This is a genomic window from Mesorhizobium sp. WSM4806, from assembly GCF_055811635.1.
On sequence record NZ_JBVVQZ010000007.1, the window covers coordinates 233,847 to 257,776 of the forward strand.

At 59.9% G+C, this 23,930-nt stretch carries 18 protein-coding genes, 1 tRNA gene and 4 pseudogenes; 11 read left to right on the forward strand and 12 right to left on the reverse strand.

Annotated elements, in window-relative coordinates:
* Positions 1-31 precede the first annotated feature (31 nt).
* Positions 32-1,660: a fatty-acid--CoA ligase gene (locus tag AC0L2M_RS13695; protein WP_473532968.1), complete on the reverse strand. Its 1,629-nt coding sequence runs from the start codon at positions 1,658-1,660 to the stop codon at positions 32-34.
* A gap of 196 nt (positions 1,661-1,856) precedes the next feature.
* Between AC0L2M_RS13695 and AC0L2M_RS13700 the strand changes: the two genes are divergently transcribed.
* Positions 1,857-2,213 (forward strand): hypothetical protein, encoded by a 357-nt coding sequence (locus AC0L2M_RS13700; protein WP_023797902.1) that lies wholly within the window; start codon positions 1,857-1,859, stop codon positions 2,211-2,213.
* Between the two features lie 164 nt (positions 2,214-2,377).
* Complete coding sequence (locus AC0L2M_RS13705) at positions 2,378-2,767, forward strand: DUF427 domain-containing protein (protein ID WP_473535117.1); 390 nt, start codon at positions 2,378-2,380, stop codon at positions 2,765-2,767.
* A gap of 95 nt (positions 2,768-2,862) precedes the next feature.
* Here the strand turns inward: AC0L2M_RS13705 and ppdK are convergent, their stop codons facing one another.
* Complete coding sequence (gene ppdK, locus AC0L2M_RS13710) at positions 2,863-5,541, reverse strand: pyruvate, phosphate dikinase (RefSeq protein WP_023797904.1); 2,679 nt, start codon at positions 5,539-5,541, stop codon at positions 2,863-2,865.
* Positions 5,542-5,771: 230 nt separating this feature from the next.
* Here ppdK and AC0L2M_RS13715 point away from each other — a divergent pair.
* Together AC0L2M_RS13715 and AC0L2M_RS13720 are read left to right on the forward strand one after the other, a co-directional pair.
* A pseudogene (locus AC0L2M_RS13715) lies at positions 5,772-5,885 on the forward strand (VOC family protein); the annotation flags it as partial.
* Between the two features lie 165 nt (positions 5,886-6,050).
* A tRNA-Gln gene (locus AC0L2M_RS13720) sits at positions 6,051-6,125 on the forward strand.
* A gap of 62 nt (positions 6,126-6,187) precedes the next feature.
* Here the strand turns inward: AC0L2M_RS13720 and AC0L2M_RS13725 are convergent.
* Positions 6,188-6,337, reverse strand: a pseudogene (locus tag AC0L2M_RS13725) (SLC13 family permease); the annotation flags it as partial.
* Between the two features lie 22 nt (positions 6,338-6,359).
* Here AC0L2M_RS13725 and AC0L2M_RS13730 point away from each other — a divergent pair.
* Positions 6,360-6,599, forward strand: a pseudogene (locus AC0L2M_RS13730) (transposase); the annotation flags it as partial.
* Between the two features lie 268 nt (positions 6,600-6,867).
* Positions 6,868-7,185 carry a hypothetical protein gene (locus tag AC0L2M_RS13735; RefSeq protein WP_473535118.1) on the forward strand — a complete coding sequence of 106 codons (318 nt, stop codon included), beginning with the start codon at positions 6,868-6,870 and terminating at the stop codon, positions 7,183-7,185.
* A gap of 70 nt (positions 7,186-7,255) precedes the next feature.
* Here the strand turns inward: AC0L2M_RS13735 and AC0L2M_RS13740 are convergent, their stop codons facing one another.
* The 6 genes from AC0L2M_RS13740 to AC0L2M_RS13765 all read right to left on the reverse strand — a co-directional run bounded on the left by AC0L2M_RS13740 (position 7,256) and on the right by AC0L2M_RS13765 (position 13,454).
* Positions 7,256-7,819 (reverse strand): DUF995 domain-containing protein, encoded by a 564-nt coding sequence (locus AC0L2M_RS13740; RefSeq protein WP_473535119.1) that lies wholly within the window; start codon positions 7,817-7,819, stop codon positions 7,256-7,258.
* A gap of 132 nt (positions 7,820-7,951) precedes the next feature.
* The gene (locus AC0L2M_RS13745) at positions 7,952-8,896 is read right to left on the reverse strand and encodes a glycoside hydrolase family 26 protein (RefSeq protein ID WP_473535120.1); all 945 of its coding nucleotides are present in this window, start codon (positions 8,894-8,896) and stop codon (positions 7,952-7,954) included.
* A gap of 15 nt (positions 8,897-8,911) precedes the next feature.
* A complete protein-coding gene (locus AC0L2M_RS13750; protein WP_023797912.1) occupies positions 8,912-9,418 on the reverse strand; it encodes a DUF995 domain-containing protein in 507 nt (168 codons plus the stop codon).
* Positions 9,419-9,619: 201 nt separating this feature from the next.
* A complete protein-coding gene (locus AC0L2M_RS13755; RefSeq protein WP_473535121.1) occupies positions 9,620-11,458 on the reverse strand; it encodes a glycosyltransferase family 2 protein in 1,839 nt (612 codons plus the stop codon).
* Entirely contained in the window at positions 11,455-12,441 is a 987-nt protein-coding gene (gene galE / locus AC0L2M_RS13760; RefSeq protein ID WP_473535122.1) for a UDP-glucose 4-epimerase GalE, read from the reverse strand. The genes AC0L2M_RS13755 and galE overlap by 4 nt, the downstream gene beginning before the upstream one ends.
* Complete coding sequence (locus tag AC0L2M_RS13765) at positions 12,441-13,454, reverse strand: UDP-glucuronic acid decarboxylase family protein (protein ID WP_287227633.1); 1,014 nt, start codon at positions 13,452-13,454, stop codon at positions 12,441-12,443. The genes galE and AC0L2M_RS13765 overlap by 1 nt, the downstream gene beginning before the upstream one ends.
* A 575-nt stretch (positions 13,455-14,029) precedes the next feature.
* On the opposite strand from AC0L2M_RS13765, the gene AC0L2M_RS13770 reads away from it, so the two are divergent.
* Complete coding sequence (locus AC0L2M_RS13770; protein WP_023797917.1) at positions 14,030-15,172, forward strand: helix-turn-helix domain-containing protein; 1,143 nt, start codon at positions 14,030-14,032, stop codon at positions 15,170-15,172.
* 19 nt (positions 15,173-15,191) lie between these two features.
* Here the strand turns inward: AC0L2M_RS13770 and AC0L2M_RS13775 are convergent, their stop codons facing one another.
* Positions 15,192-16,964, reverse strand: coding sequence for an SLC13 family permease (locus tag AC0L2M_RS13775; protein ID WP_473535123.1), 1,773 nt, complete (start codon positions 16,962-16,964; stop codon positions 15,192-15,194).
* A 279-nt stretch (positions 16,965-17,243) separates the two neighbouring features.
* Here AC0L2M_RS13775 and AC0L2M_RS13780 point away from each other — a divergent pair, with 279 nt between their 5' ends.
* Together AC0L2M_RS13780 and AC0L2M_RS13785 are read left to right on the forward strand one after the other, a co-directional pair.
* Positions 17,244-17,813 (forward strand): peroxidase-related enzyme, encoded by a 570-nt coding sequence (locus tag AC0L2M_RS13780; RefSeq protein WP_128174323.1) that lies wholly within the window; start codon positions 17,244-17,246, stop codon positions 17,811-17,813.
* A gap of 2 nt (positions 17,814-17,815) precedes the next feature.
* A pseudogene (locus AC0L2M_RS13785) lies at positions 17,816-18,206 on the forward strand (rhodanese-like domain-containing protein).
* A gap of 44 nt (positions 18,207-18,250) precedes the next feature.
* Here the strand turns inward: AC0L2M_RS13785 and AC0L2M_RS13790 are convergent.
* Both AC0L2M_RS13790 and AC0L2M_RS13795 read right to left on the reverse strand, forming a co-directional pair.
* Positions 18,251-18,487, reverse strand: coding sequence for a hypothetical protein (locus tag AC0L2M_RS13790; protein WP_023797920.1), 237 nt, complete (start codon positions 18,485-18,487; stop codon positions 18,251-18,253).
* 111 nt (positions 18,488-18,598) lie between these two features.
* A complete protein-coding gene (locus tag AC0L2M_RS13795; protein ID WP_473535124.1) occupies positions 18,599-19,531 on the reverse strand; it encodes a complex I NDUFA9 subunit family protein in 933 nt (310 codons plus the stop codon).
* Positions 19,532-20,280: 749 nt separating this feature from the next.
* Here AC0L2M_RS13795 and leuA point away from each other — a divergent pair.
* Positions 20,281-21,957 (forward strand): 2-isopropylmalate synthase, encoded by a 1,677-nt coding sequence (gene leuA / locus AC0L2M_RS13800; RefSeq protein WP_023797923.1) that lies wholly within the window; start codon positions 20,281-20,283, stop codon positions 21,955-21,957.
* Positions 21,958-22,139: 182 nt separating this feature from the next.
* The gene (locus AC0L2M_RS13805; protein ID WP_473535125.1) at positions 22,140-23,912 is read left to right on the forward strand and encodes a hypothetical protein; all 1,773 of its coding nucleotides are present in this window, start codon (positions 22,140-22,142) and stop codon (positions 23,910-23,912) included.
* Positions 23,913-23,930 lie beyond the last annotated feature (18 nt).

Consider the following 23,930-nt stretch of genomic DNA (forward strand, 5'->3'; position numbering starts at 1 on the left):
GGCGGCTTGAAGGCGAAAGACGTCATGTCAGTCAGTCCGTCGGCAGGCGATAGTCCCTGAACTGCCGGCGCAAGGTTGTCTTCTGGATCTTGCCGGTAGCGGTGTGGGGAATTTCGCCGACGAAGGCGACGTCATCCGGCATCCACCACTTCGCCACCTTGCCGTCCATGAAGGCGAGGATATCCGTCTTGGTCGGCTCCCGGCCCGGCTTGCGGACGACGACAAGCAACGGCCGTTCGCCCCATTTCGAATGTTGGATGCCGATGGCGGCCGCCTCCGCCACATCCGGATGACCGATAGCGAGATTCTCAAGCTCGATGGTCGAGATCCATTCACCGCCCGACTTGATGACGTCCTTGGCGCGATCGGTGATCTGCATGTAGCCGCCTGGGTCGATATGGGCGACATCACCGGTATCGAACCAGCCTTCTTCATCGAACTGTTCGGATCCGATGCCGCTATAATAGGCACGCGCGACGGCCGGTCCGCGGACCTTCAGGCGCCCGAATGTCCTGCCGTCCCAAGGCAGTTCCTTGTCGTCGTCGTCGGTGACCTTCATTTCGACCCCGAAAGGTGGAAAACCCTGCTTGCTCTGGACGTCGAGCCGGGCTTCGCCCTCAAGCCCGGCATAGCCCGGCTTCAAGGTACACAGCGTGCCGAGCGGCGACATTTCGGTCATGCCCCATGCATGGATGACCTCAACATCGTAATTGCCCTGGAACTTTGCCGTGATCGCACGCGGGCAGGATGAGCCGCCGATAACGACCTTGTTCAGATAGGGAAGTTTCTTGCCGGTCTCCTCCAGGTACTGGAGCAGCATCAACCACACTGTCGGCACGGCGGCGCTGAACGTCACCTTTTCCGTGTCGAGCAATTCATAGATCGAGGCGCCGTCCATCTTGCAGCCAGGCATGACCAGCTTGGCGCCGATCATCGGGCCGCTCTGGCCGAGGCCCCAGGCGTTGGCGTGGAACATCGGCACAACCGGCAGTATGGTGTCGCGCGAGGAGAGGCCCATCGCATCGGGCATCGCCGCAATCATGGCGTGCAGCACGTTCGAGCGATGGCTATAGAGGACGCCTTTCGGATCGCCTGTCGTGCCCGAGGTGTAGCACATGCCGGCGGCGGTGTTTTCATCGAACGTCTTCCAGGTGAAGGCGCCGTCGGCTTCGTCGAGCCATTCCTCATAGGCGACAGCATTCGGCAGCGCCGTCTGCGGCATTTGCGCCTTATCGGTCAGCACGATCACCTGCTTGAGCGATTTGACCGCGCCGGCGATCTTTTCAAGCAGCGGCATGAATGTCAGATCGACGAAGATCGCCTTGTCCGCGGCATTGTTCATGATCCAGGCGATCTGCTCGGGAAACAGGCGCGGATTAAGCGTGTGATAGATCGCGCCGACACCCATGATGCCGTACCAGGCTTCGATGTGGCGCGCCGTATTCCAGGCCAATGTGGCGATGCGGTCGCCAAGCCCAAAGCCATCACGCTCGAGCCGCTCAGCGACCCGCAAGGCACGGCGATGAATTTCGACGTAAGTGGTCCGGACGATCGGGCCCTCGATCGAGCGCGACACAATCTCGCGTTCGCCGTGCTGCCTGGCTGCGTTGTCGATGAGCTTGTGGCAAAGCAGCGGCCATTCCTGCATCAGTCCGAGCATGCTTCTCCTCCCATTGGTTTTCGTTCCCCCACTGGTTTTCGCTCCATTGTGGGACGAACAAGCGGATTGTCCAGCCATGACCGGGCAGAAGCAGCGCATTGTTCGAAAAGGCAGAGAAAACCGCCACAATCCGGCCATTGTCGACATTAACTTTGATTAATGGTAGGGGTGTGATTGGCGAATGAAAGAGGTTCGCATGGACGCGCAGCTCGACGACAAAGCTCTCGAAGATTCGCTTGCCGAAAGCCTGGCCGATTTGGTGCCGGACGCCAAAACCGTTTCCGAGGACGAATTCGTCGAAGTCGTCGGCGGAGCCCTTGAGGCGGTCGGCGGCACGCTGCTGTTCAAGATGTGCGTTCAGAACGAAGGCGAAAGCCAGCACGTCGCCGCGGCTTGCGTCGGCGATGGCGGCAACCGCCAGTTCCTGCTTCTTACCCTGCCGACCGGCGGTGGTGCGCTCAAGGTCGAAACCGCGTCGCGAAGCACCAATCCTGTCGCCGGTATCGCCGCCGCCTATGCCGGGCTGATGGACGCGTTTCAGGCTGCCGCCTGATCGGTCATCAGCCCTGATCGGTCATCGGCCCTGATCGGTCATAGCCAAGCTCGATTTGACGAGAGATCCGGCAACGCCAAAAGGCGATGGAGCCCCCGCATTCGACAGCGCCCTTGCGTAGCGCGCACACCCTACACACCTTAGGTCGTGCAAGGAGAACCGTCATGGACCAGACCGCCAATCCGTCACCCGGCTTTCAGCGCAACCCGGATAAAGTGATTACCATCGAGCCCTTCAGCGGAACTGTGACCGTACGCGCCGGCGACGCGGTCATTGCCTCGTCCAGGAGGGCCAAGGTGTTGACCGAATCCCCCTACCCCGGGATCCTCTACATTCCATTCGAAGACATCGATTTCGACAAGCTTCGCAAGACGGACTCGTCGACTCATTGCCCGTTCAAGGGCGATGCGAGCTATTGGAGCGTGCTGCCTGCCGCGGAAGCAGGCAAGGATGCGATGTGGGCCTATGAGCAGCCTTTCGACGAGATGATCGAAATCCGCGATCACGGCGCGTTCTATCCCAACAAGGTGACGGTCGAAGCCAAACCAGCCTGAACAGGGCCAGCCTGAGCAGGGCCAGATGAGCAGGGACGGCTCGTGGCCTGTCCCGCCGATCATTCGGTGGCACGGCAATGGCCGACGTCGGCGCCTTACCCGCGACCGTTCTTAGCAGCCTGCACCGCCGCCTGCGCGGCAGCCAGCCTGGCGATCGGCACGCGGTAGGGCGAGCACGACACGTAGTCGAGGCCGATCTCCTCGCAGAAATGGATCGACGCCGGATCGCCGCCATGCTCGCCGCAAATGCCGAGCTTGATATCCGGCCGCGTTGCCCTGCCTTTTTCGGCCGCCATCCGCACCAGTTCGCCGACGCCTTCGATGTCGAGCGACACGAACGGATCCTGCTCGATGATGCCCTTCTGGCGATAGGTCTCCAGGAACGAGGCCGCATCGTCGCGTGAGATGCCAAAAGTGGTCTGGGTCAGATCGTTGGTGCCGAAAGAGAAGAATTCGGCCGCCTCGGCGATGGCTTGGGCGCGGATCGCGGCGCGCGGCAGTTCGATCATCGTTCCGGTCAGATAGGTGATCTTGACGCCGGTTTCCTCCATCACGCTCCTGGCGACGGCATCGATCCGCGCCTTGACGTAGTCGAGCTCCTTCACCAGACCGACCAGCGGCACCATGATTTCCGGGACCACCAGCGCGCCGGCCTTCCTGCCGGCTTCGACGGCGGCCTCGAATATGGCGCGCGCCTGCATCTCGGCGATTTCGGGATAGGAAACCGCAAGCCGGCAGCCGCGATGGCCAAGCATCGGGTTAAATTCGTGCAGGGCCTCGGTGCGCTGCCTGAGCTTGTCGGGCGACAGGTTCATGGCGGCGGCGACTTCGGCCACCTCTTCCTCGGTCTTGGGCAGGAATTCGTGCAGCGGCGGATCGAGCAAGCGGATCGTCACCGGCAGGCCGGCCATGATCTCGAACAATTCGAGGAAATCCGAGCGCTGCATGGGCAAGAGTTTTGCGAGCGCCGTTCGCCTGCCCTTTTCCGTGTCGGCCAGGATCATCTCGCGCATGGCAACGATGCGGTCGCCCTCGAAGAACATGTGCTCGGTGCGGCAAAGCCCGATGCCTTCGGCGCCGAAGGAACGCGCCATGCGCGCGTCGAGCGGCGTTTCGGCGTTGGTGCGCACCTTCATGCGGCGCACGGCATCGGCCCATTCCATGATGGCGGCGAAATCGCCCGAGAGCTCCGGCTGCAGCATCGGTACGGCGCCCTTCAGCACCTGGCCGTTGCCGCCGTCGATGGTGATGATGTCGCCCTTGCGGAACGTCGATCCCATCGCCATCAGGGTGCCGGCCCTGTAGTCGACGCGCAGCGAGCCGGCGCCCGACACACAAGGCTTGCCCATGCCGCGCGCCACCACTGCAGCGTGGCTGGTCATGCCGCCACGCGTGGTCAGGATGCCTTCCGCCGCATGCATGCCGTGGATGTCCTCGGGACTGGTCTCGATGCGCACGAGGATCGCCTTGCGGCCTTGCGTCTTGAGCTCCTCGGCATCGTTGGAGGAAAACACGATCTCGCCGGTGGCTGCACCCGGAGATGCGGGCAGACCGATGCCGATGACATCGCGTGCTGCCTTCGGATCGATGGTCGGATGCAGCAACTGGTCGAGCGAGGCCGGATCGATGCGGGCCACCGCCTCCTCCTTTGAAATGAGCTTGTCGCGTGCCATTTCGACGGCGATTTTGAGCGCCGCCTTGGCGGTGCGCTTGCCGGACCTCGTCTGCAGCATCCACAATTTGCCGCGCTCGATGGTGAATTCGAGATCCTGCATGTCGCGGTAGTGCTTTTCCAGACGGTCGGAGATGGTGACGAAAGACTGAAACGCTTCCGGCATCAGCTTCTGCAGCGACGGCTTGTCGGAGCCGGCGGCAATGCGCGCCGCCTCGGTGATGTTTTGCGGCGTGCGGATGCCGGCGACGACATCCTCGCCCTGCGCATTCACCAGGAACTCGCCATAGAGCATCTTTTCGCCGGTCGACGGATTGCGGGTGAAGGCGACGCCGGTGGCCGAGGTCTCGCCCATATTGCCGAAGACCATGGCCTGGACGTTGACCGCGGTGCCCCAGCTTTCGGGAATGTCGTGCAGGCGCCGGTAGGTGATGGCGCGGTTGTTCATCCAGCTCGAAAACACGGCGCCGATCGCACCCCAGAGCTGCTCGTTCGGATCTTGCGGAAACGGTTTGCCGAGTTCCTCCTCGACCTTGGCCTTATAGAGCGCGATCACGCCCTGCCATTCGATGGCGCTCAGTTCGGTATCGAGTTCATGGCCGAGGCCGCCCTTCTGGTCTTCGAGGATTTCCTCGAACACCTCATGGTCGAGGCCCATGACGACATCGGAATACATCTGGATGAAACGCCGGTAGCTGTCATAGGCAAAGCGGGCGTCGCCTGAATCGGCGGCCAGCGCCTCGACCGTCTCGTCGTTCAGGCCGAGATTGAGCACGGTGTCCATCATGCCGGGCATCGAAGCGCGGGCACCGGAACGCACCGACACCAAAAGCAGTTTTGAGGGATCGCCGAAGCGGCGCCCGGTCAGCCGGCCGATGTGGTCAAGCGCAACCGCGACGTCCGCCTCCAGCGAGGCCGGGTAGGTGCGGCCGTTAGCGTAATAGGCGTTGCAGACCTCGGTGGTGATGGTGAACCCCGGCGGCACCGGCAGCCCCAGGCTGCACATTTCGGCCAGATTGGCGCCCTTGCCGCCCAGCAGGTTCCTGTCGCCGGCACGGCCTTCCGCAGCGCCGTCGCCAAAGGTGTAGACCCATTTGGTCATGCTTGCTCTCCGGTTGCAGGAGATTGAAAAGATTGACGAAGCCGAAGTTCCGCCGTGTCCCTGCACGAGCGATATGATGCTGCAGTGCGAAAGGCAAGCCGTCGGCAAGCCAGCCGGCTTCTACAATCGATTAAGAAAAAGCGATAACAAAAAGACTTGCGGCTCGACGGCCAGTTGAAGAGGACAAAACAGGAACTAGCGATAACGCCATGTGACTGACCGGAGAACTCGAAACGCTGGGCGCCGTCGAAAATGCCGGCGGCACGATCGTCAAGCCGATCTTCTCATTCCCCGGCGGCAGGCGGATCCATTTCTTCGATCCGGCCGGCAATGAAATGGCGGTTGGGGTGAATAGATGCCATCGCCCGACAGCAGACGATGATATGCGACGCCAATCTGCGGGGACCGGTGGATCAGTTCCGCGCACTTGCCGTTCTCGGCATTCTCGGCATTGAGCTTTCCGTCGGCTCGTCCTATAAGGCCGCGCGCAGCGGGCATGTTCCGGCTGCTGGGGCGTAGCCAAGTGGTAAGGCATCGGTTTTTGGTACCGACAATCCCAGGTTCGAATCCTGGCGCCCCAGCCAATCCGGCATTTTCCGAACTGTGGACCCGCGAAGGCCGCCAGGATTGATCCGTCCGCCGCATATCAGCTCATTGGCCAAACGATCATGAGCATCGGCACGGCAACAATGACGACGAGGAACGATAGCAGCAGTCCCAAATGTGGATAATCGCTGAAACGGTAGCCGCCCGATCCCATGGCGAGCGTGTTGCACTGGTGGCCGATCGGTGGCAGCCCTTTTCTCGAATCCAATGGGGCGCGGCGGGATGAGGCGCTGAGTGCCTCGAAGGCGAGTGGACGCTGGAGCGGCTCGGCTACCGCTCGAGTTTATTACGGCCGCACCCTTGTCACCCGCGTCGGCAAGCTTGAGCTGCGGATTCCGTAGGACCGGGTTGGCCGCTTCTCCACCGGGCTGTTCGAGCGTTGCCAGCGTTCGGAGCGGGCCTTGGTGGCCACGCTTGCGGGGTTGTATGTGCAAGGCGTGTCGACCAGCAAGCAGCTGGTCCAGCAGTTTCTCGATAGCCAAGCGATGATTCTTTCCTTTCCATCATCATGGCCGCGCACAGAATTCCTGACAGGCCCCAGCGATGACTGCCTGCAGGAGCTGTCGATGCCGGCACGCTCTCGCCGAAGCCAAGTCCAAGGCCGATCTCTCTGCATGAGGAATGCAACATTTTGTCTAAATTTATCAAGATAGTTCAAACCAGAACCTAAAGTCCTGTGGGTACAACGCACTCCAGAACAAAAACATTGGAGGCTAGCACATGACGTTTTCTACTGCGCATCGGAACTGTTTTAGAAGAGTGGCGATTGCAGCGATCGGGCTTGCTTTTTCCGTGGCTCTCGGCGCAAACGCGCGAGCAGGCGAATTGCGTAAGCCAGAGAGAGAGACACGGTCCGTCTACCTTGTCAAATATTGGGTTAACAACGATGTTCGCTACAACAAGAAGCCCGTCGGCAAGGTCGTTAAAATATCAGCATCCCGGTACTTGAACAGCAACAGCTATGTCTGCACTCCGAGCGGCTTTGGTCAGAAAGCGCGTTGCTACACTCGAAGGGTCTCGAATCAGCCGGGCATTTAATGTTGGACTTGGTTTTGACAGAAGCCGCCGCGCCTGAGCCTGAAGCCGCGGCGGCTCCGTTTTTGCGCGGTTATCGAGAATTCGCCTTAAGATGCGAAACTTCTTTGCTTACCCCATTACCTTTGACTAGTTTGCGCGCCTCATCGTCCCGGCGAGCGGGATTGTGACGAAAGACATACCATTTCCCACCCTTGAAAGGCTTCTGATAAACGACGCCATGTTTTTCACGGTGCAGGAAACATGTGATTGCACCGCTTCTGGCCAGACTCCCTTTCGCTACTTTGCTGGTCCAGAGAGCGCGCATGCAGAGCTTGCCCCCATTGGTCGCATACCAGTTTCCCTCCGCATAGGACCATGCTGCCCGTTTGCGCGACCAAGCGGCGAACGGCTTCCTATTTGCAGAGAACAGCCCGCGAGCAGTTGTCTCCGCAGAATAGAACCCACCGCCGTTTTGCCATTTCCAGGTGCGGCCGGCATAGAGCTTTTCAACCGCTGAGGCCTTCATCGGCGTCGCGGCAGCGGCGCGTTTTTCTATAGCGTCGCCCGCCGGTTGTTTGGGAGCGGCGTAGGCATTGCCTGCAAGCAAGAACACAAACAGCACCGCACTTGAGATAATCGAACGGATCGAAAACATTTTACTTCCTCTCCACCAAGGCAATTCCAGTAAGACTGCGTAAGAGTCCTGCGTTGGAACCGCATAGAAATAAAGGGATGGAGCGGTTCGGCCATCTGGTGAAAGCCGAACCACTCTGTCGAACGACTTGGATCAGTCCAGCGGATGGTTGGCCACGCGCCAATCGGGCCGGCCAACCTTTCTCGGCCATGGATAGACTTCAAGATCGTTGAAGTAGACAACGGCTGTCATGTCCGGGAACTCGGCATGCGGCTTGTTTGCTTCCGCGGCCCAGTCACGAGCATATTCGTCGTTACCTTCGTAGCCAAGCTCCGCAATGGCGATTGGTTTGCCGAAGCCCGTCACACGGTCATAACCCGGCTTTGTGCGCTCCACAAAAGTCGTATCACGACCGACCTCCAGCTTGTCATAGGGCTGATAGCCAAAGACGGACAGACCGATAATGTCGACATATTTGTCGCCAGGATAGAAGGCTTCCAGTCCTTCTTCTCCTTTCGGTGACCACATGTATTGGGCCGACGGAAGATGCTTGCGGCATATGTCGATGACATGCCTATAGGCGTTCACATAACCTTCAGCATTCCAGAAAGCCCAGGTGAATTGCCCGTCATTATCTTCCATTTCCTGCCCCCAGCGGATAGTGACGGGGCTTTTCAGCTGCGCCGCCGCAGAGCAGACCGCTGACATATTGGCATCGTAGCGCCCGCCCAAAATCCCGGCGAGCAAATCCTCGGGACCTACACGCCAGTCCCGCGCCCAGGACCACGGCTCGACTGTGATCAACAGGGAACGTCCACGCTCACGCGCATAGGCATCTGCGGCGCTGAGCGTTGCCAGATCCACATCTTCCCAGGGAAGAAAAAGGTGTTCGATTTTTGAGTTGGAATCGTTGGTATAATCCGCATGCGGATCGTAGGCGCCGGGGGTTACAGAGTCAGCCGTGATGATGGGACGCTTATCCCGAAACTGATTGCGGCTGTCGACACTCGCTCCCGACACGCCGCTGGCTGCATAAACACCACCGGAAATGCATAGGCCGCAAAGCAAGGCTGCTGATTGTTTAAAGAGACTTTTCAAGGACCCCTCCCTTTCTTACTGTTCAGATTGCTGTGCCGCACCAAGCGCGGCTTTGATGGCATCGAGTGGACGGGAAACCAGATCGGTGGACACTAGCTTGCTGGCCTCGTCGCCTTGGTGGACCTCGGCGTTACGGAACGCATACCACTCACCACCGGGCTCGCGCTTCTGATAGATCGTTCCATTGTCGATGCGATGCGAAAAGCAGGTCTTGGCGGGAAATACACCCTGTTCGGAATGCCATGTCGCGTTGAGACACATCCAACCTGTCTCGGTGATGATCCAGCGGCCTTCCGCCCAGGATTTGCCCGTCTCACCGTCAGTCCACGCCGAAAATTGCCGGTTCGCGCCCACCATTCGTCCGGCTCCGCTGTCCCACTGCCAGCTCTTGTCTCTATAGAGATCGTAGATTTCGCCTGCTGTCATGCGACGTGCCCCTTCCGGCAGAACGGAAACCTGTGAGGAAGAGGCAAAGGCCGGTGCAGCAATGCAGGACACTGCCCAAGCGACTGCTGTCAGCATCCGGAAACCTGACAGCAATAGAGCCCTTTCAGATTTAGAAACTGCCACCGGAACCTCCTGCCATCTCGAGATGAGCGGTGCCCGCCGTTTGTCCTCGATGGGCGTGTTCGGTCGCATGAGGCAGTGCGGCCGGGCATGTGCCGCTGACCAAACCGACATAGCCTGTTCCAATGATTGCGATCTTCATGTGTTGATTGCCTTCTATCGCTGATTTGAATTGCTGGGAGTGCGCCAACGTGGATTGAAGGTGGTCTTGTGAACAGCGCGACCACCGACGCCTGCCCCTGCAATTGAGAATCTGTCGTCGAACAGGGAAAAGCTTTTGGTTCCCCAGGCGAGCGCCTCAATGCCGTCGCGTCCACGCTCGACCGTGGCGAAGCTGGTAACCATCAAAAGGGCCATGAAACTGCTTGCCAGCGCGGGGCGATAGGCGCGGCTTTTCATCCGCACGTTATTCTCCCTGCCATGCTGCAGCAAGATGATGAAAATCAGCAGCAAGTAAAAGCAAGCATTGATGATGGCGAAGACGAAAAAGCCGCGCGTTTGATACGCATCCTGCACGAACACGACCGGCAGAATGGAGATCAGGACCACGAAGGCATACGGCGCCAGCACGCGAAACGGCAGTGGATCGACTTCGGACGTGCCTTTTGGCGTGACGCGAAAATCAACAAAGGATCCGGTCATCCAGTCACGGAACGCGGCAAAGGTTCCAGCCAGAACCCACGGCCAGCGTGCCAGCAAAAACAACATCGCTTCCCAACTGAAAATCTTGCCGTCGATAGGCCGAAATGTGCGACTCGACCGCCACCAGAATGCCAAAAGCAGGATCATAAGCGACTGCGGCATGAAATGGAGCAGAAACTCTGGGTAAGTGACGTTGACGAAATTATCGCCCTTGACCAGCACAATCACGGGCAACAGGAATGTCAGAGCAAGAAAGAAGGCGTATAGCGGGTACCAGAACTGCGAAAATAGGAATTGAACCTTCAAACGCAGCGGCAAGTGTCCGATCAGTTTTGGTGAGTATTGCAACAGGATCGTCACCAGGCTCCGCGACCACTGGAACTCCTGCGTTACAAGATCGGCAAACGTCCGTGGGCCGTCGCCATGGGCGATGGCATCAAGCGCGTGAGCCCCTCGCCAGCCATAGGCATTCATGAAGAGCGTTGTGGAATGATCCTCGGCGAGTTCTGGCCCCAGCCCGCCGATTTCCTTCAGTGCCGCAGTGCGCACCGCATAGTGCGATCCGATGCATACGGGCGCGAAGCCATTGTTGTATCCGGCTTGCAGTGACCCATGCATGCTCGCTTCGATGTAGAGGCGGCCACGCGCGGACCAGCTTTCATGTGCATTGCGATCGCAAATGCTGGGCGCGGAAACATAACCGATTGTCGGGTCGGCAAAAGGCCGCAACATGTTATATAGGTAGTCCGGTTCGGGAACATGATCGGCATCGAGCTGCGACACAAAATCATATTGGTCGTAGCCATAATGATCGTAGAAGAAAGCCAGGTTGCCTTCCTTGCAGCGTGTGCGGCGGGGCCAGGACTGGCGATGGTAATCGGCGCGATTTTTGCGGGTGGAAACGAATACGCCATGTTCGCGACACCATGCGAGCGTTGCGGGCGATGGATCCTCATCGGCCAGCCACGTGTCGTGAGGCACGTTCTGGGCTAACATGGCCCGCAAGGTTTCGGCCACCACCTCAAAAGGTTCTGATGGAGCCTTGGTGACCACCATGGCAACGCGACTGCCGGCGGAGATACGCAGCCGTCCGTGCGGCCGGCGTGCATTGAAGAAAATGGTGATGAAGTAGACTGGCAAAAGCGTTACCCACGCCAGAAGCGCCGTCACCAGAATTGAGCCGACCATGTTGGTGTGGGTGGCTCCGAAAACCCACCATTGCCAGAAGAATGCGACGGCCATCGCCCACAAAACCGCGCCCATAATGTACTCGACGCGCTTTCGGCCGGTGAAGACCGGCACCATCAGGGGTTCTTCCCTGTCAACGGACAGCGCGATGCGCGGCGTGCTCATGAGCGCACCTCGAGCCCGAAGAAGGGAGCCGCTGTGCGAATGATCGTATCGAGATCGGAATAGAGCGCCTGAAAGCCAAGTTTTTCGGCAGCGAGCGCCGGATCGGCATAAAGCACCGGAGGATCGCCCGCACGACGAGCGCGCATCTCGACCGGCACGTTACGACCTGTCAGCCGGCTGATCGCTTCGAGAATTTCCTTGATGGATGTACCACGCCCGCTGCCAAGATTGACGGCCAGATTGCCACCGCCGTTGATCAGATGTTCGAGCGCCAGCACATGCGCGCGCGCGAGATCCGCGACATGAATATAGTCGCGAATGCAGGTGCCGTCGGGCGTATCGTAATCCTGGCCATAGACTTCGAGAAAATCGATCCTGCCTGCAGCGGCCATCATGGCTCGCGGAATGAGATGTGTTTCTGGATCGTGGGTTTCGCCGATTTCCCCGTCGATATCCGCGCCGGACGCATTGAAATAACGCAGCGCCACGTAGCGCAGCGCATAGGCAGCCGAATAATCGGCAAGCATTTGCTCCGCGATGAGCTTCGTGCGTCCATAAGGATTGATCGGGCGCTGGCTCTCGCCTTCGCTAATCGGCAAGCGATCCGGAATGCCGTAGGTGGCGCAGCTTGACGAGAAGATGATATTGCGCGTTCCGCTTCTCTGGCAGGCGTCCAGCAGCGATTGGGTCCCGTTGACGTTGTTCTGATAATATTTTGCCGGTTTCTCTACGGATTCGCCGACATAGGCCGATGCAGCAAAATGGATCACCCCGATAGGGCGATACTCATCCATGACGTGGGTCAACCGCTCCGAATCAAGGATGTTGCCTTCAACGAAGGCGCCCCATCGGACGGCTGACCGGTGACCCGTGGATAGATTGTCGTAGACAATCGGATCATAACTCTGCCTGGCCAAAAGCTTGGCTGTATGGCTGCCGATAAAGCCGGCCCCACCAACGACAAGTACGTTCTTGCCGGACATCAGGCGGCCTCCGCCAGCTTTCCGGAGGGCTTCCTCAACTGCCGTTCGAAATAAGCGATCGTTGACTTCAGCCCATCGGCCAACGCCACGGTCGGCTCCCATCCAAGTTCTCTCCGGGCCACTGTGATGTCGGGCCGACGCTGGCGCGGATCGTCCACGGGCAACGGGTGATAGACGACTTTGGAGCTCGAGCCGGTCATTCCCACGATCTGCTCGGCCAACTCACCGACTGTAAATTCGCCGGGATTGCCGATGTTGACAGGCGTATGGATCGCCTGAGGGCTGTACATGAGCCGGTAGAAGCCTTCGATCAGATCGTCCACGTAACAGAAGGAACGGGTCTGCGACCCGTCGCCGTAAACGGTGATGTCTTCGCCCTTGAGCGCCTGCACGATGAAGTTGGAAACGACCCGGCCGTCATCCGGGCGCATGCGCGGACCATAGGTGTTGAAGATGCGCACGATACGGATGTCGACGCCGTATTGCTGATGAAAATCGTAGAACAGAGTCTCGGCAGAGCGCTTTCCTTCGTCATAACAAGAGCGCGGACCGAAGGAATTGACATTGCCCCAATAGCTTTCGGGCTGCGGATGCACATGGGGATCGCCGTAGACTTCCGAGGTGGAAGCCTGGAAAATCCGCGCCTGGTAATGTGCTGCCAGTTCCAGAAGATTGAGCGACCCGATCACGTTCGTCTTCAACGTATGGACCGGGTCGGCCTGATAGTGCGGCGGTGAAGCCGGGCAGGCGAGATTGTAGATCTCGTTGACCGGCAGATCGAGCCGTTCCACGATATCGTGGCGCACAAAGCTGAACGTGTCGTAGTTCAGGAGGTGGCGCAAATTCTCGAGCCGCCCCGTGGAAAAATTGTCTACGCAGATAACAGAATGGCCGTCTTGCAAAAGACGTTCGCACAGATGTGATCCGAGAAAGCCGGCCCCGCCCGCGACAAGTACCCTCCGTTGCGATGAAAGAGCAGAGTTCAAATTTGTAGGATGAAATGCTATACTCACTGGAACACCTCATTCGTTAACCATCAGCGCTAGAATGAAGACATGTAGGTGTCTAGAATGCACTGAGACTTCAGGTTTTCTTTCTCGAGTGAATTTGATGATGTCCAATACCTCCCCGGTTCGTACGTTGCGATATCAGGGAATCCGGAAACTTTTCACATCGTCCATTTTTGCAGCTGACCGCCGCAGACATTTGTTTTTTGATGGAGACGGTGGGCTTCAGGCGATTCTATTGCCTGTGCCGAGATCGGTGCTGCCAAAGGCCTTTATCTCGAAGCGAGCCAAGAAACCCATTCATGGTCGGTTCAGGATCGATCCGCTAACGGCTAAGCTTTGTTGACTTGGTGCGCGATATAATTAACTACTTTACAACCAGGGATCCTTAAATATAGCCAATGATTTTGTTTCTTATAAACGATACACTTCGAAGATGACGACGCATGTCGTTCTTCCATACAAGTTGGCAGGGTCGGAATGTTGTCTATGCGGTCGGTCAGTTCCTCCCCATGGCGATGACGTGGCATATCTCCTGAAGCAGCGCGACGTCGCGGACTTCCGGGTCGTGGCTGGAGGCAATGATGTCGGATAAGACGGTCCCACCTAACGACAGGGAGCCGACATCTGTCGAACGTCGCCGCTGGCCGCGCATGTCGCAGGATCCACTCGGTGAGGATGAGGTGGAGAAGGCCGTCCTGACGTCGTTACGCTTTGAGACGGAAATCCTTCCACCAGTCCAGCAGTTTGCTGCCTGGCGGGAGCATATGGCGATATTGATGGATTCGCGTCTGCCGAACAATGTGAATCCCGAGGATGGATTTGTCGTCCAGCAGGCGGTGTGGAATCTGGGCGGCATGCTTTTGTTGCAACAAACGGTTCCGGCCTTCAGTTACGAACGCTCGCCAGACGCGGTGCGGTTCAGTCCAATTGACCATTGGCAGATCACCGTTCTCCGCGCCGGTCGCACCTGGACCGGAGTTGACGGACGTGTCGCGCAAAATGAACCGGGCATGATTGAAATCCGGTCGCTCGGGCATCCGTTTAGCGGGCGGGCGCTGGCAACGGAGTCGATCAGCCTGATCGTTCCCGTCGATCTGTTTGCCGATGGAGGTAGCTTGCCGGCGGCGAGCAACAACGTCGTTTTGGGTGGACACCGGGCCAAACTGCTGATCGATCTTGTGTCAAGCGTTGAAGCCAATCTCGATCGCTTCACGCAAGACGACCTTCCTAGAATCAAGGACCGTTTGCGGAAAATGGTATTCGACGCGGTTACACCTTTGGTGGATCGTGATGACGGCAACGATCAGATCTCACAAATCGGATTGATGACGCGGGCGAGACGCTTCATTTCGAGCAATCTTGCCTCGCCCGACCTGACACCGGATGCTCTCGCCCGGGAACTGGCGACCTCGAGGACACGGCTCTATGAGCTTTTCGAAACGTCCGGCGGCGTTGCGAATTACATTCGTCGACGACGTCTGTCCGCAGCTCATGCAATGTTAGCGGATCCTTCCGACACCCGAAAGGTCGCCGAAGTTGGTCTAGCAGTCGGCTTTGATTCAGCGGCGAATTTCAGTCGAGCTTTCACGCAGCAGTTCGGGTATAGCCCGAGCAACATACGCAAGCAGTCGTCCGACGACTACATGTACACGGATAGGCAAACAGGTAAGAAACCAAAGGTCACATTCGAAAGCCTGCTGCAAACGCTCGGCCTCTTTTGAGGATGGCGAGGAGCATATATTAGTTCATTGGCCAAACGATCATGAGCATCGGCACGGCAACAATGACGACGAGGAACGATAGCGGCAGTCCCAGGCGCGGATAGTCGCTGAAACGGTAGCCGCCCGGCCCCATGACGAGCGTGTTGCACTGGTGGCCGATCGGGGTGAGAAAATCGCAGCCGGCGCCAATGGCGACTGCCATCAGAAATGCTTCCGGCCTGTAGCCGAGATCGCCGGCAAACGCGGCGGCGATCGGCGCCATGACCAGAACGGTGGCGGCATTGTTGAGGAATGGCGTAACGGCCATCGCGGCGACAAGGATGAGCATCAATGCGCCGGGCGCCGGAAGAATGGTCCCCAGTTTGGCAAGCTCGCCGGCAATGACGCCGGTCGCCCCTGTACTGCGTAGCGAATCGCTCACCGGAATGAGAACGGCGAGCATGACGAGGATTGGCCCATCCAGCGATTGGTAGACGTCTCGGACCGGGATGACCTTGAAAAGCACCATCCCGACCGCGGCCGCAAAGAAAGCGACGGAGACCGGGAGCAGCCCGAACGCAGTCGCCATCATGGCGAGAGCAAGGATGGTTACCGGCACAACACCTTTGCGGACGCTGCCAAGCAGGATAGCCCTTTCTGCCAGCGGCAGGCAGCCGAGTTCACGCAGTATCTCGGGTATCGTCGCGGCATTGCCCTGCAGCACGATGACGTCGCCCAGCCTTAGCTGGATTTCGGCCAGCCTGCGGTCGGGGCGCTCGCCGTGACGGCTGACAGCCAGGAGGTTGACATTGAAGCGGTGATAGAGGGCAAGGCGCTGGGCTGTCCAGCCGATCAACGGGGAGTTTTCACCGATGACGGCTTCGATAGCGACCAGCTCGCCGGTCGTGTCATCCCCGCTGGCCCGGCTGCCCGTAACGCTGAGTTTGCCCTGCGAGACAAGGCGATCCAGCGCCCCTGGGTCGCCCTCGAGCAGCAGAATGTCGTTCATCTTGAGGACAACGTCGGGCAGTGGCGTCATCCGCATGGTCCGGTTGCGCAGGATCGATGTCACGATAGCATCGCCGCCGGAAAGCTTCATGAGGTCTGCGACGGTTTTGCCGAGCACAGTGGAATCGCGGACAATCCGGGCCTCTGTCAGGTAATTCTTGATATCGATGGCTTCATTCACCGACCCGCCCAGCTTTTCGCGCACCGGCAGCAGCCAATAGAAAAACACCAGAAAGATCGTTCCGGCGGCGGCCAGGGCAGCTCCAACAGGTGTAAAATCGAACATTGTGAAGGCGGTGCCGGTCAGTTCCTCCCGCACCCGCGACACAACGACGTTGGGAGATGTCCCCACCTGCGTCATGAGTCCGCCGAGCAGCGACCCGAACGCCATAGGCATCAGGAATATCGACGGTGAAACGCTCGACCGGCGCGCGAACTGGAAGGCTATCGGGATCATGATCGCGAGCGCACCGATGTTCTTTACGAAGGCAGACAGGATCGTGACCACGATGACCAGCAGCGCCAGTTGCGAGCGAACGCCCGACAGGTTCGGAGCGAACCGCCTGATGGCGACTTCCATGATGCCCGAGCGTGCGATGCCTGCGCTCACCAGCAGGGCACTGCCGACAATGATCACGATATCGTCGCTGAACCCGCTGAAGGCCTCGTCAAAAGGCACGATGCCAACCGCGAGTGCGGACAACAGTGCCGCGGCTGCAACCAGATCATATCGATACCGACCCCATACGAGCGCCGCCATCATTATGAAGATAACGGCGAACGACAGGATTTGCGGCGTAGTCATGTCTTCGGATACCCCGCCGCTTGTGCGGCTGATCAGAACGGCCAAACCGCCCTTTTGTTTCTTTCGCTGGTCACGGTTTTGCTACCACGGTTCCGTGCCTGCCAATAAGCCCGTGTCGAGCAATGTTCCTGACTTTCGCAGCCATGGTCCTGGGGCGGCGCCTTTCAACCTGGCCGGCGCGCGGCCGTTCCGACTTCAGCCCTTCCATGAGGCTCGCAGAAAAGCCTTCGACGGCCTAAAGCTGGTCGCATTGACGGCCGTGCAAGGGAGAGAACACAGATGACCGCGCCCGCCATAAGCCGCTTCCCGGTTCCCGAGATCGCCGGCCTTCCCGACGACATCCGCGAACGGATACTCGCCGTGCAGGAGAAGTCGGGCTTCGTGCCCAACGTCTTCCTCGTGCTTGCGCATCGGCCGGACGAGTTCCGCGCCTTCTTCGCCTATCACGACGCGCTGATGGACAAACCCGGCCCGATCACCAAGGCCGAGCGGGAGATGATCGTCGTGGCCACGAGCAATGCCAATCAGTGCCAGTACTGCGTGGTCGCCCATGGTGCGATCCTGCGCATTCGCGCAAAGAACCCGCTGATCGCCGATCAGGTGGCCACCAACTACCGCAAGGCCGACATCACCCCGCGCCAGATGGCGATGCTCGATTTCGCCATGAAGGTTTCCGCGCGCGCCTACGAGGTCGGCGACGCGGACATCGCGGACCTCAAGATGCATGGCTTCACCGACGAGGACGCCTGGGACATCGCGGCCATCGCCGCCTTCTTCGCCATGTCAAACCGGCTGGCCAACGTCACCAGCATGCGGCCGAACGACGAGTTCTACGCGATGGGGCGCTGACCATGCCGAAGGGATACAAGGACCTGCTGGCCGACGCCGATGCGGTCGTCCGCTCGGTCGAGGCAGCGGACATGGCGACCATTCCCGACGGCGTTGTCATGGTCGACATCCGGGATCCGCGGGAACTGGAGCGCGAGGGCATGATCGCCGGCGCGTTCCATGCGCCGCGCGGCATGCTCGAATTCTGGGATCGACCCGGAAAGCCCCTACCACAAGCCGATATTCGCCGAGCCCAGGACCTTTGTGTTTTACTGCGCGTCCGGCTGGCGCTCGCTGCTCGCCGCCAAGGTCGCGCAGGAGATGGGACTTGACGCGCGCAGCCTGCGCGGCGGCTTCTCGGAGTGGAAGAAGCGCAGCAATATCGTCGCCGAGAAACCGAGGAAGGACAGCTAGGCTCGACGACCGGCACCGTCGCTTGCCACTGGGAATGCGGGCGATCAAGGCGCGCGATCGGTCAGCGCGCTTGCACCTTCCTCCGCGGCGCAATGTGCGCAGCAGTAGATGATGTCATCTTGTTCGACACCATGTCCGATGATCCGGCACCCGCAATGCGGGCAGAGCGGCGCAAGTTTCTGGATCGCGCATTCGAAGCTGTCGAACGTATAGCTTTCCTCAGCCAGCGTCACTTCGAAAGCCTTGTCATAGTCATTTCCGCATTGATCGCATCTGGCCATGGTTCTTTTCCTTCTTCTTCATTGGTTCAAACTCGACCAACCCGCCGCATGGCGATAGGTTCCCGGCAGGATCGTAGAGTCCTGCCAAGCAGGAGACGAGCCCGAGCAGCCTCACGCGCGCCGTTCGATCAAGCGGATCACCTCCTCGATATCGCGCGGCGCGATGTCGAGTTCCTTCAGGCCCGGCGCGCCGATTGCGGCCACATTGTCGTGCCGCATAAGATCGACCTGGTTGCGCGTAATCGGCGCTCCCGGAAGGAGTTCCGCGACGCCGGCCAAGGCGTCCCACGCCGCAAACGGCACCGGCATCAGCCTGATGTGGGTATCGAGCTGTCGGGCGATCTCCCGCAGCAGTTCCTTATAGGTGTAGATGCGCGGGCCGCCGAATTCGAATATCGATGAGCCCTTGTGGTTTCGCCCGCCGATCAGCCGGCTGACTGCGTCTGCGACGTCTTCCACATAGACCGGCTGAAGCCGTGTGCCACCATCGCCGAACAGCGGATAAACCGGCAGGAGACGTATCAGCCTGACAATCGTCGTGAGGAAAACGTCGTCAGGTCCCGTCATGACGGCGGGACGCACAATGATGGCGCCGGGAAATGCGCCCGCCACCGCCTCTTCTCCGCGCCCACGTGCCCTGATGTAGTTCGAATCCGATTGAGGATCGGAGCCGATCCCCGAAATCTGGACGAACCGGTCGACCTCGCCAGCGCGCGACGCGGCGGCAAGTTCAGCTGCGGCTTCCACATGCACGCGCTCAAACGTCTGGGCGCCCTGCTCGACGTAGAGACTGACGGCGTTCACGATCGCTTGTGATCCGTCAATGGCCGTCCCGATCGAGGACGCATCCAATATGTCCGCCTCGACGGCTTCGGGCGGCCTTGCCGTCGAGGAAAAAACCTGGCCCACACGAGCCGGGTGGCGGGATGCGGCGCGGACCGTGAAACCCCTTTCCAGGAGCCGCTTCACGATCCGGCGCCCGAGAAAACCTGTCCCGCCGAACACAGTGACGATCCGTTCTGTATTGAGATCGTCAGGATCCATTTGCCTCGCCATCCCTTGGCTTTGCGTGCCCGCCGAGCGCCTGCCGCAAGGATCGCCTCTGGCCGGCGTATAACCCAGCCCCTTCGAACATCGGGACGGTTGGAGAACAACGCAGGAACGTTTTTTGTTCCAGTCGGCGCCAGGTTCGATCGAGAGACGGCCGATGTTGCTGTGGACGGCGAGTGTTCGACGCCGGGTTGCCATGCTGTCCGTTTTATCCCCAGCCTCCATGCGCTGGTGATAAAATCGGACAACTCACGTGCTACCTAATCCGGACAACTCATCTGCTTACGACACTGTCGTTCGGCCCCACTTGCCTCGCTTTGGCTGCTCCTGTATGAAAACCGCCATGACCAACCGCGCCACCTCCGTCGCTTCCCGTCAGACCGGCTTTGCTGGCGAGACCGTGCGCGCGCTTGCTTCCGCTCTGCTGCTGCTCGGCCTTATCGGCGATCGCCGGGTTCGCTGAAGGAGCGCCCGGCGGTCGAACCGCCGCTCACGCGCATGCTCCTTGGCCAGTCTCAAAATTGGCAAGTCACATCTAGCGAATGAACATCTGGTAAAGGCGCCGCTCGGCACCAAATCCGCCTGAAGGCGGATCCCGCGAGCCGCCGGGAGAGACGACAATGAACGCACGAGAAGAGATCCGCTCAGACAGCGGGGAGATGGGCCAGGATGCCCGGGCCATGCCGGGGGCAGCCCGGGGCATGCCGGAGGCAGCCCGGGGCATGCCGGAGGCAGCCCGGGGCATGCCGGAGGCAGCCCGCAAATACCAACCCTACCCGACCGTCGGTCTCACCGACCGCGTGTGGCCTTCGAAAGTCATCGACAAGGCCCCGATCTGGTGCTCGGTCGACCTGCGCGACGGCAACCAGGCGCTGATCGATCCGATGGGCCACGAGCGCAAGGCGCGCATGTTCGCCCTGCTCCTCGACATGGGCTTCAAGGAGATCGAGATCGGTTTCCCGTCGGCCTCGCAGACCGACTTCGATTTCGCCCGCTGGTGCATCGAAGAGGGCAATGTATCAGACGATGTCTCGCTGCAGGTGCTGGTGCAGTGCCGGCCGGAACTGATCACCCGCACTTTCGAGGCGCTGCAGGGCGCCACCAACCCGATCGTGCATTTCTACAATTCGACCAGCGAACTGCAGCGCCGCGTCGTCTTCGAGAAGGACGTCGCCGGCATCAGGCGGATCGCCACCGATGCGGCCAAGATGATCACCGACATGGCAGCGAAGGCCGGCGGCTTCTATCGTTTCGAATATTCGCCGGAGAGCTTTACCGGCACCGAGCTCGAAGTGGCGCTGGAAATCTGCAACGCCGTCACCGAAATCATGAAGCCGACGCCGGAAAACAAGCTGATCATCAACCTGCCGTCCACGGTCGAGATGTCGACACCCAACATCTATGCCGATCGCATCGAATGGATGTGCCGCAATCTCGACAACCGCGAGAACCTGCTCATTTCGCTGCATCCGCACAATGACCGCGGCACCGGGATCGCCACCACCGAACTCGGCCTGATGGCGGGCGCGGACCGCGTCGAAGGCACGCTGTTCGGCAATGGCGAGCGCACCGGCAATGTCGACATCGTCACGCTGGCGCTCAACATGTACACGCAAGGCGTCGATCCCGAGCTCGACTGCTCCGACATCAACCGGATGAAGGACGTCTACGAATATTCGAACCAGTTGAAGATCCCCGAGCGCCATCCCTATGTCGGCGAGCTCGTCTACACCGCCTTTTCCGGCTCGCATCAGGATGCCATCAACAAGGGCATGAAGGCGTTGCGCAAGGCCAACACGCCGTACTGGGAAGTGCCCTATCTGCCGATCGACCCGGCCGATGTCGGGCGCAACTACGAGGCGATCATCCGCATCAACTCGCAGTCCGGCAAGGGCGGCATCGCCTATGTGCTGCAGGCGGACTACGGCCTCAATCTGCCGCGCAACCTGCAGATCGAGTTCAGTCAAGCGATCCAGGCGATCACCGACGCCGAAGGCAAGGAGGTGCCGGCCAAGCGCATCTACGAGCGCTTTCTCGAAACCTACGTCGATCAGCCCGACGCGCGGCTGAAATTCCTCGACCACCACACTTATCCCGACATCGAGATCAAGGGGCGGCGAGCGGTGGAGGCGATCATCCTCGACAGCGGCAAGGAGGTGACGATATCAGGCTCCGGAACCGGTCCGATCGACGGCTTTGTCGACGCGCTGTCGCGCCATGTCGGCGTGCCGATGTCGGTGCTCGACTATTCGGAGCACTCCATGCAGCGCGGCTCGAATGCCTCGGCCATCTCCTATGTCGAGATGGAGCATCCCGGCGGCAAGCTGTTCGGCGCCGGCATCAACACCAATATCGTGGCCGCTTCGCTGGAAGCCGTGGTTTCCGCCGCCAATCGCATCGTCGGCGGAAAGGCCGACTAGAGGAGCTGAGCTGGAGCAAGATGACCCCGGATGGTATCATCCTGCTCCAGTCTTTCGCGCCATTAACCACCGGAATATTATCCGGTGGGGTACGCGATCGCATAATGGATGCATGCTTGTATGGCAGTGCAGGCGCTATATGATTGCGTCTTAACCTGTGCCGACTTCGAGAGGATCGACACTTGCAGCATGCCACGCCTGCCGCCCCCGCAGTGCGCGAGACGCTGGAGCGATTGCTAGCCAGCGAAACGTTCGGGAGATCCGAACGAGCGCGTAAGCTGCTTCGCTATCTGGTCGAGCGCGAGCAGGCAGGCGAAGCCGACAAGCTCAAGGGCTTTTCCATCGCGATGGATGTTTTCGGCAAGGACGGCGATTTCGATCCGTCGACCGACGCCGTGGTGCGGGTGCAGGCGGGCAGGCTGCGCGAGCTTCTGCAGCATTACTTTGCCAATGAGGGTGTTGCCGAGCCGATCCGCATTGCCATTCCGCGTGGCGGCTATGTTCCATCCTATGAACTCAACGCGATCCGCCTGCCGGTCGAGCCGGCGTCGGCGGAACACGTCGAAGCGGCGGCCACCTTGCCGGAATCGCCCGAAGAACCCGTCATGGCCGCACCTGCCGCATCGTCCCCCGTCGTTCGCCAGCCGGCACCCTCGGTGCTGCGTCATCTCCAGTTCTTCTGGCTGGCGATCGCTCTGGTCATCGCCATGCTGGGGGTGCTGATCCTTCGTCAGGGGGGCAGCGCATTGCTGGCCGGAAGCGATGCCGCGCCGACGATTGAAAATGCGGTGGCAACCGGCAGCATTGCGCCATGGGCTCCGGTTGAAAGCCTTCCGCTCGTCTACATTGCGGTGAAAACCAACAGTGCCGAGGCTGCCCGAGTCGCCGCATCGCTGCGCGCCGGCCTCAGCCGCTTCGACACGGTCACCTTCATCGGTCGCGATGCTGACGGCCCGCCCGATCCGGTCGCCGATGCGATCAGCTTCGTATTCGATGTCTTGCCGGGGCCAACGGCAGGCGATGTCACGCTGGAGCTTCAAAGCGTGGCGACCGGGCGGGTCCTGCTGTCACGCAACTTGACTGCCGCCGACAGCACACCCTCCACCGTCGAGGACAGTGTCGCCGGCATTTTGAGTTCGGCCGTTCCCGCCTCGGGCGCGATCTACAACTATATCGAACAGAGCGGCCTTCAGACCGGCCTGACGGAATGTCTGCTGCTCAACGACAAATACTATCTCGACCAGGGCGCCAAAACCCATGAGGCTGCCTATCGCTGCCTCGAAATCCTGGTCGATCGGGATGCGAAATCGTCGCTCGTCTTTTCGGAGCTGGCGACCCTGCATCTCGAGGCGGGCACAGATCACTACGCCTATCCAGCCGGCGCAACGATCGAACAGGCGATGTCGCTGGCGCGTCGCGCCGTGCAGATGGGGCCGACCAGCCCCTATGCCCACCGTGCCTATGGCTATCTCAATTCCCGCCTCGGCAATTCGGAGGAATCGATCCGCTGGATGCGCAAGGCCTACGAACTCAACCCTTACGACCTCAGCATGGCGGCAGCTTATGCCTACGGGCTGATTTTCGCCGGCAGGTACGGGGAGGGAACACCGATCCTTGCTCACGCCGCCGAAACCTCCAGCGCCCATCCGACCTGGTGGGATTACGGGCTTTTCGTCGGCCAGTTCATGGCTGGCGATATGAACAAGGCCGCACTTGCTAGCGATGCGTTGCAAGCGACGCCGACGAAATCGCACTATCTGGCTGCGCGGCTGATCACTGCCAAGGTCGCCGGCCGCGATCAACTGGCGCACGAACTTCTGGACGAGTTGACTGTCAAGTTCCCGAAATTCGCCGCCGATCCGCGCGCGACTTTTGTCGAGCGGAGATACCCCGCAGATCTGACCGAGCGGCTGGTCGAGGCTTTGCGTGCGGCCGGGCTCGGCAATGCCAGCTAGTCCTTGCGACCAGAACGG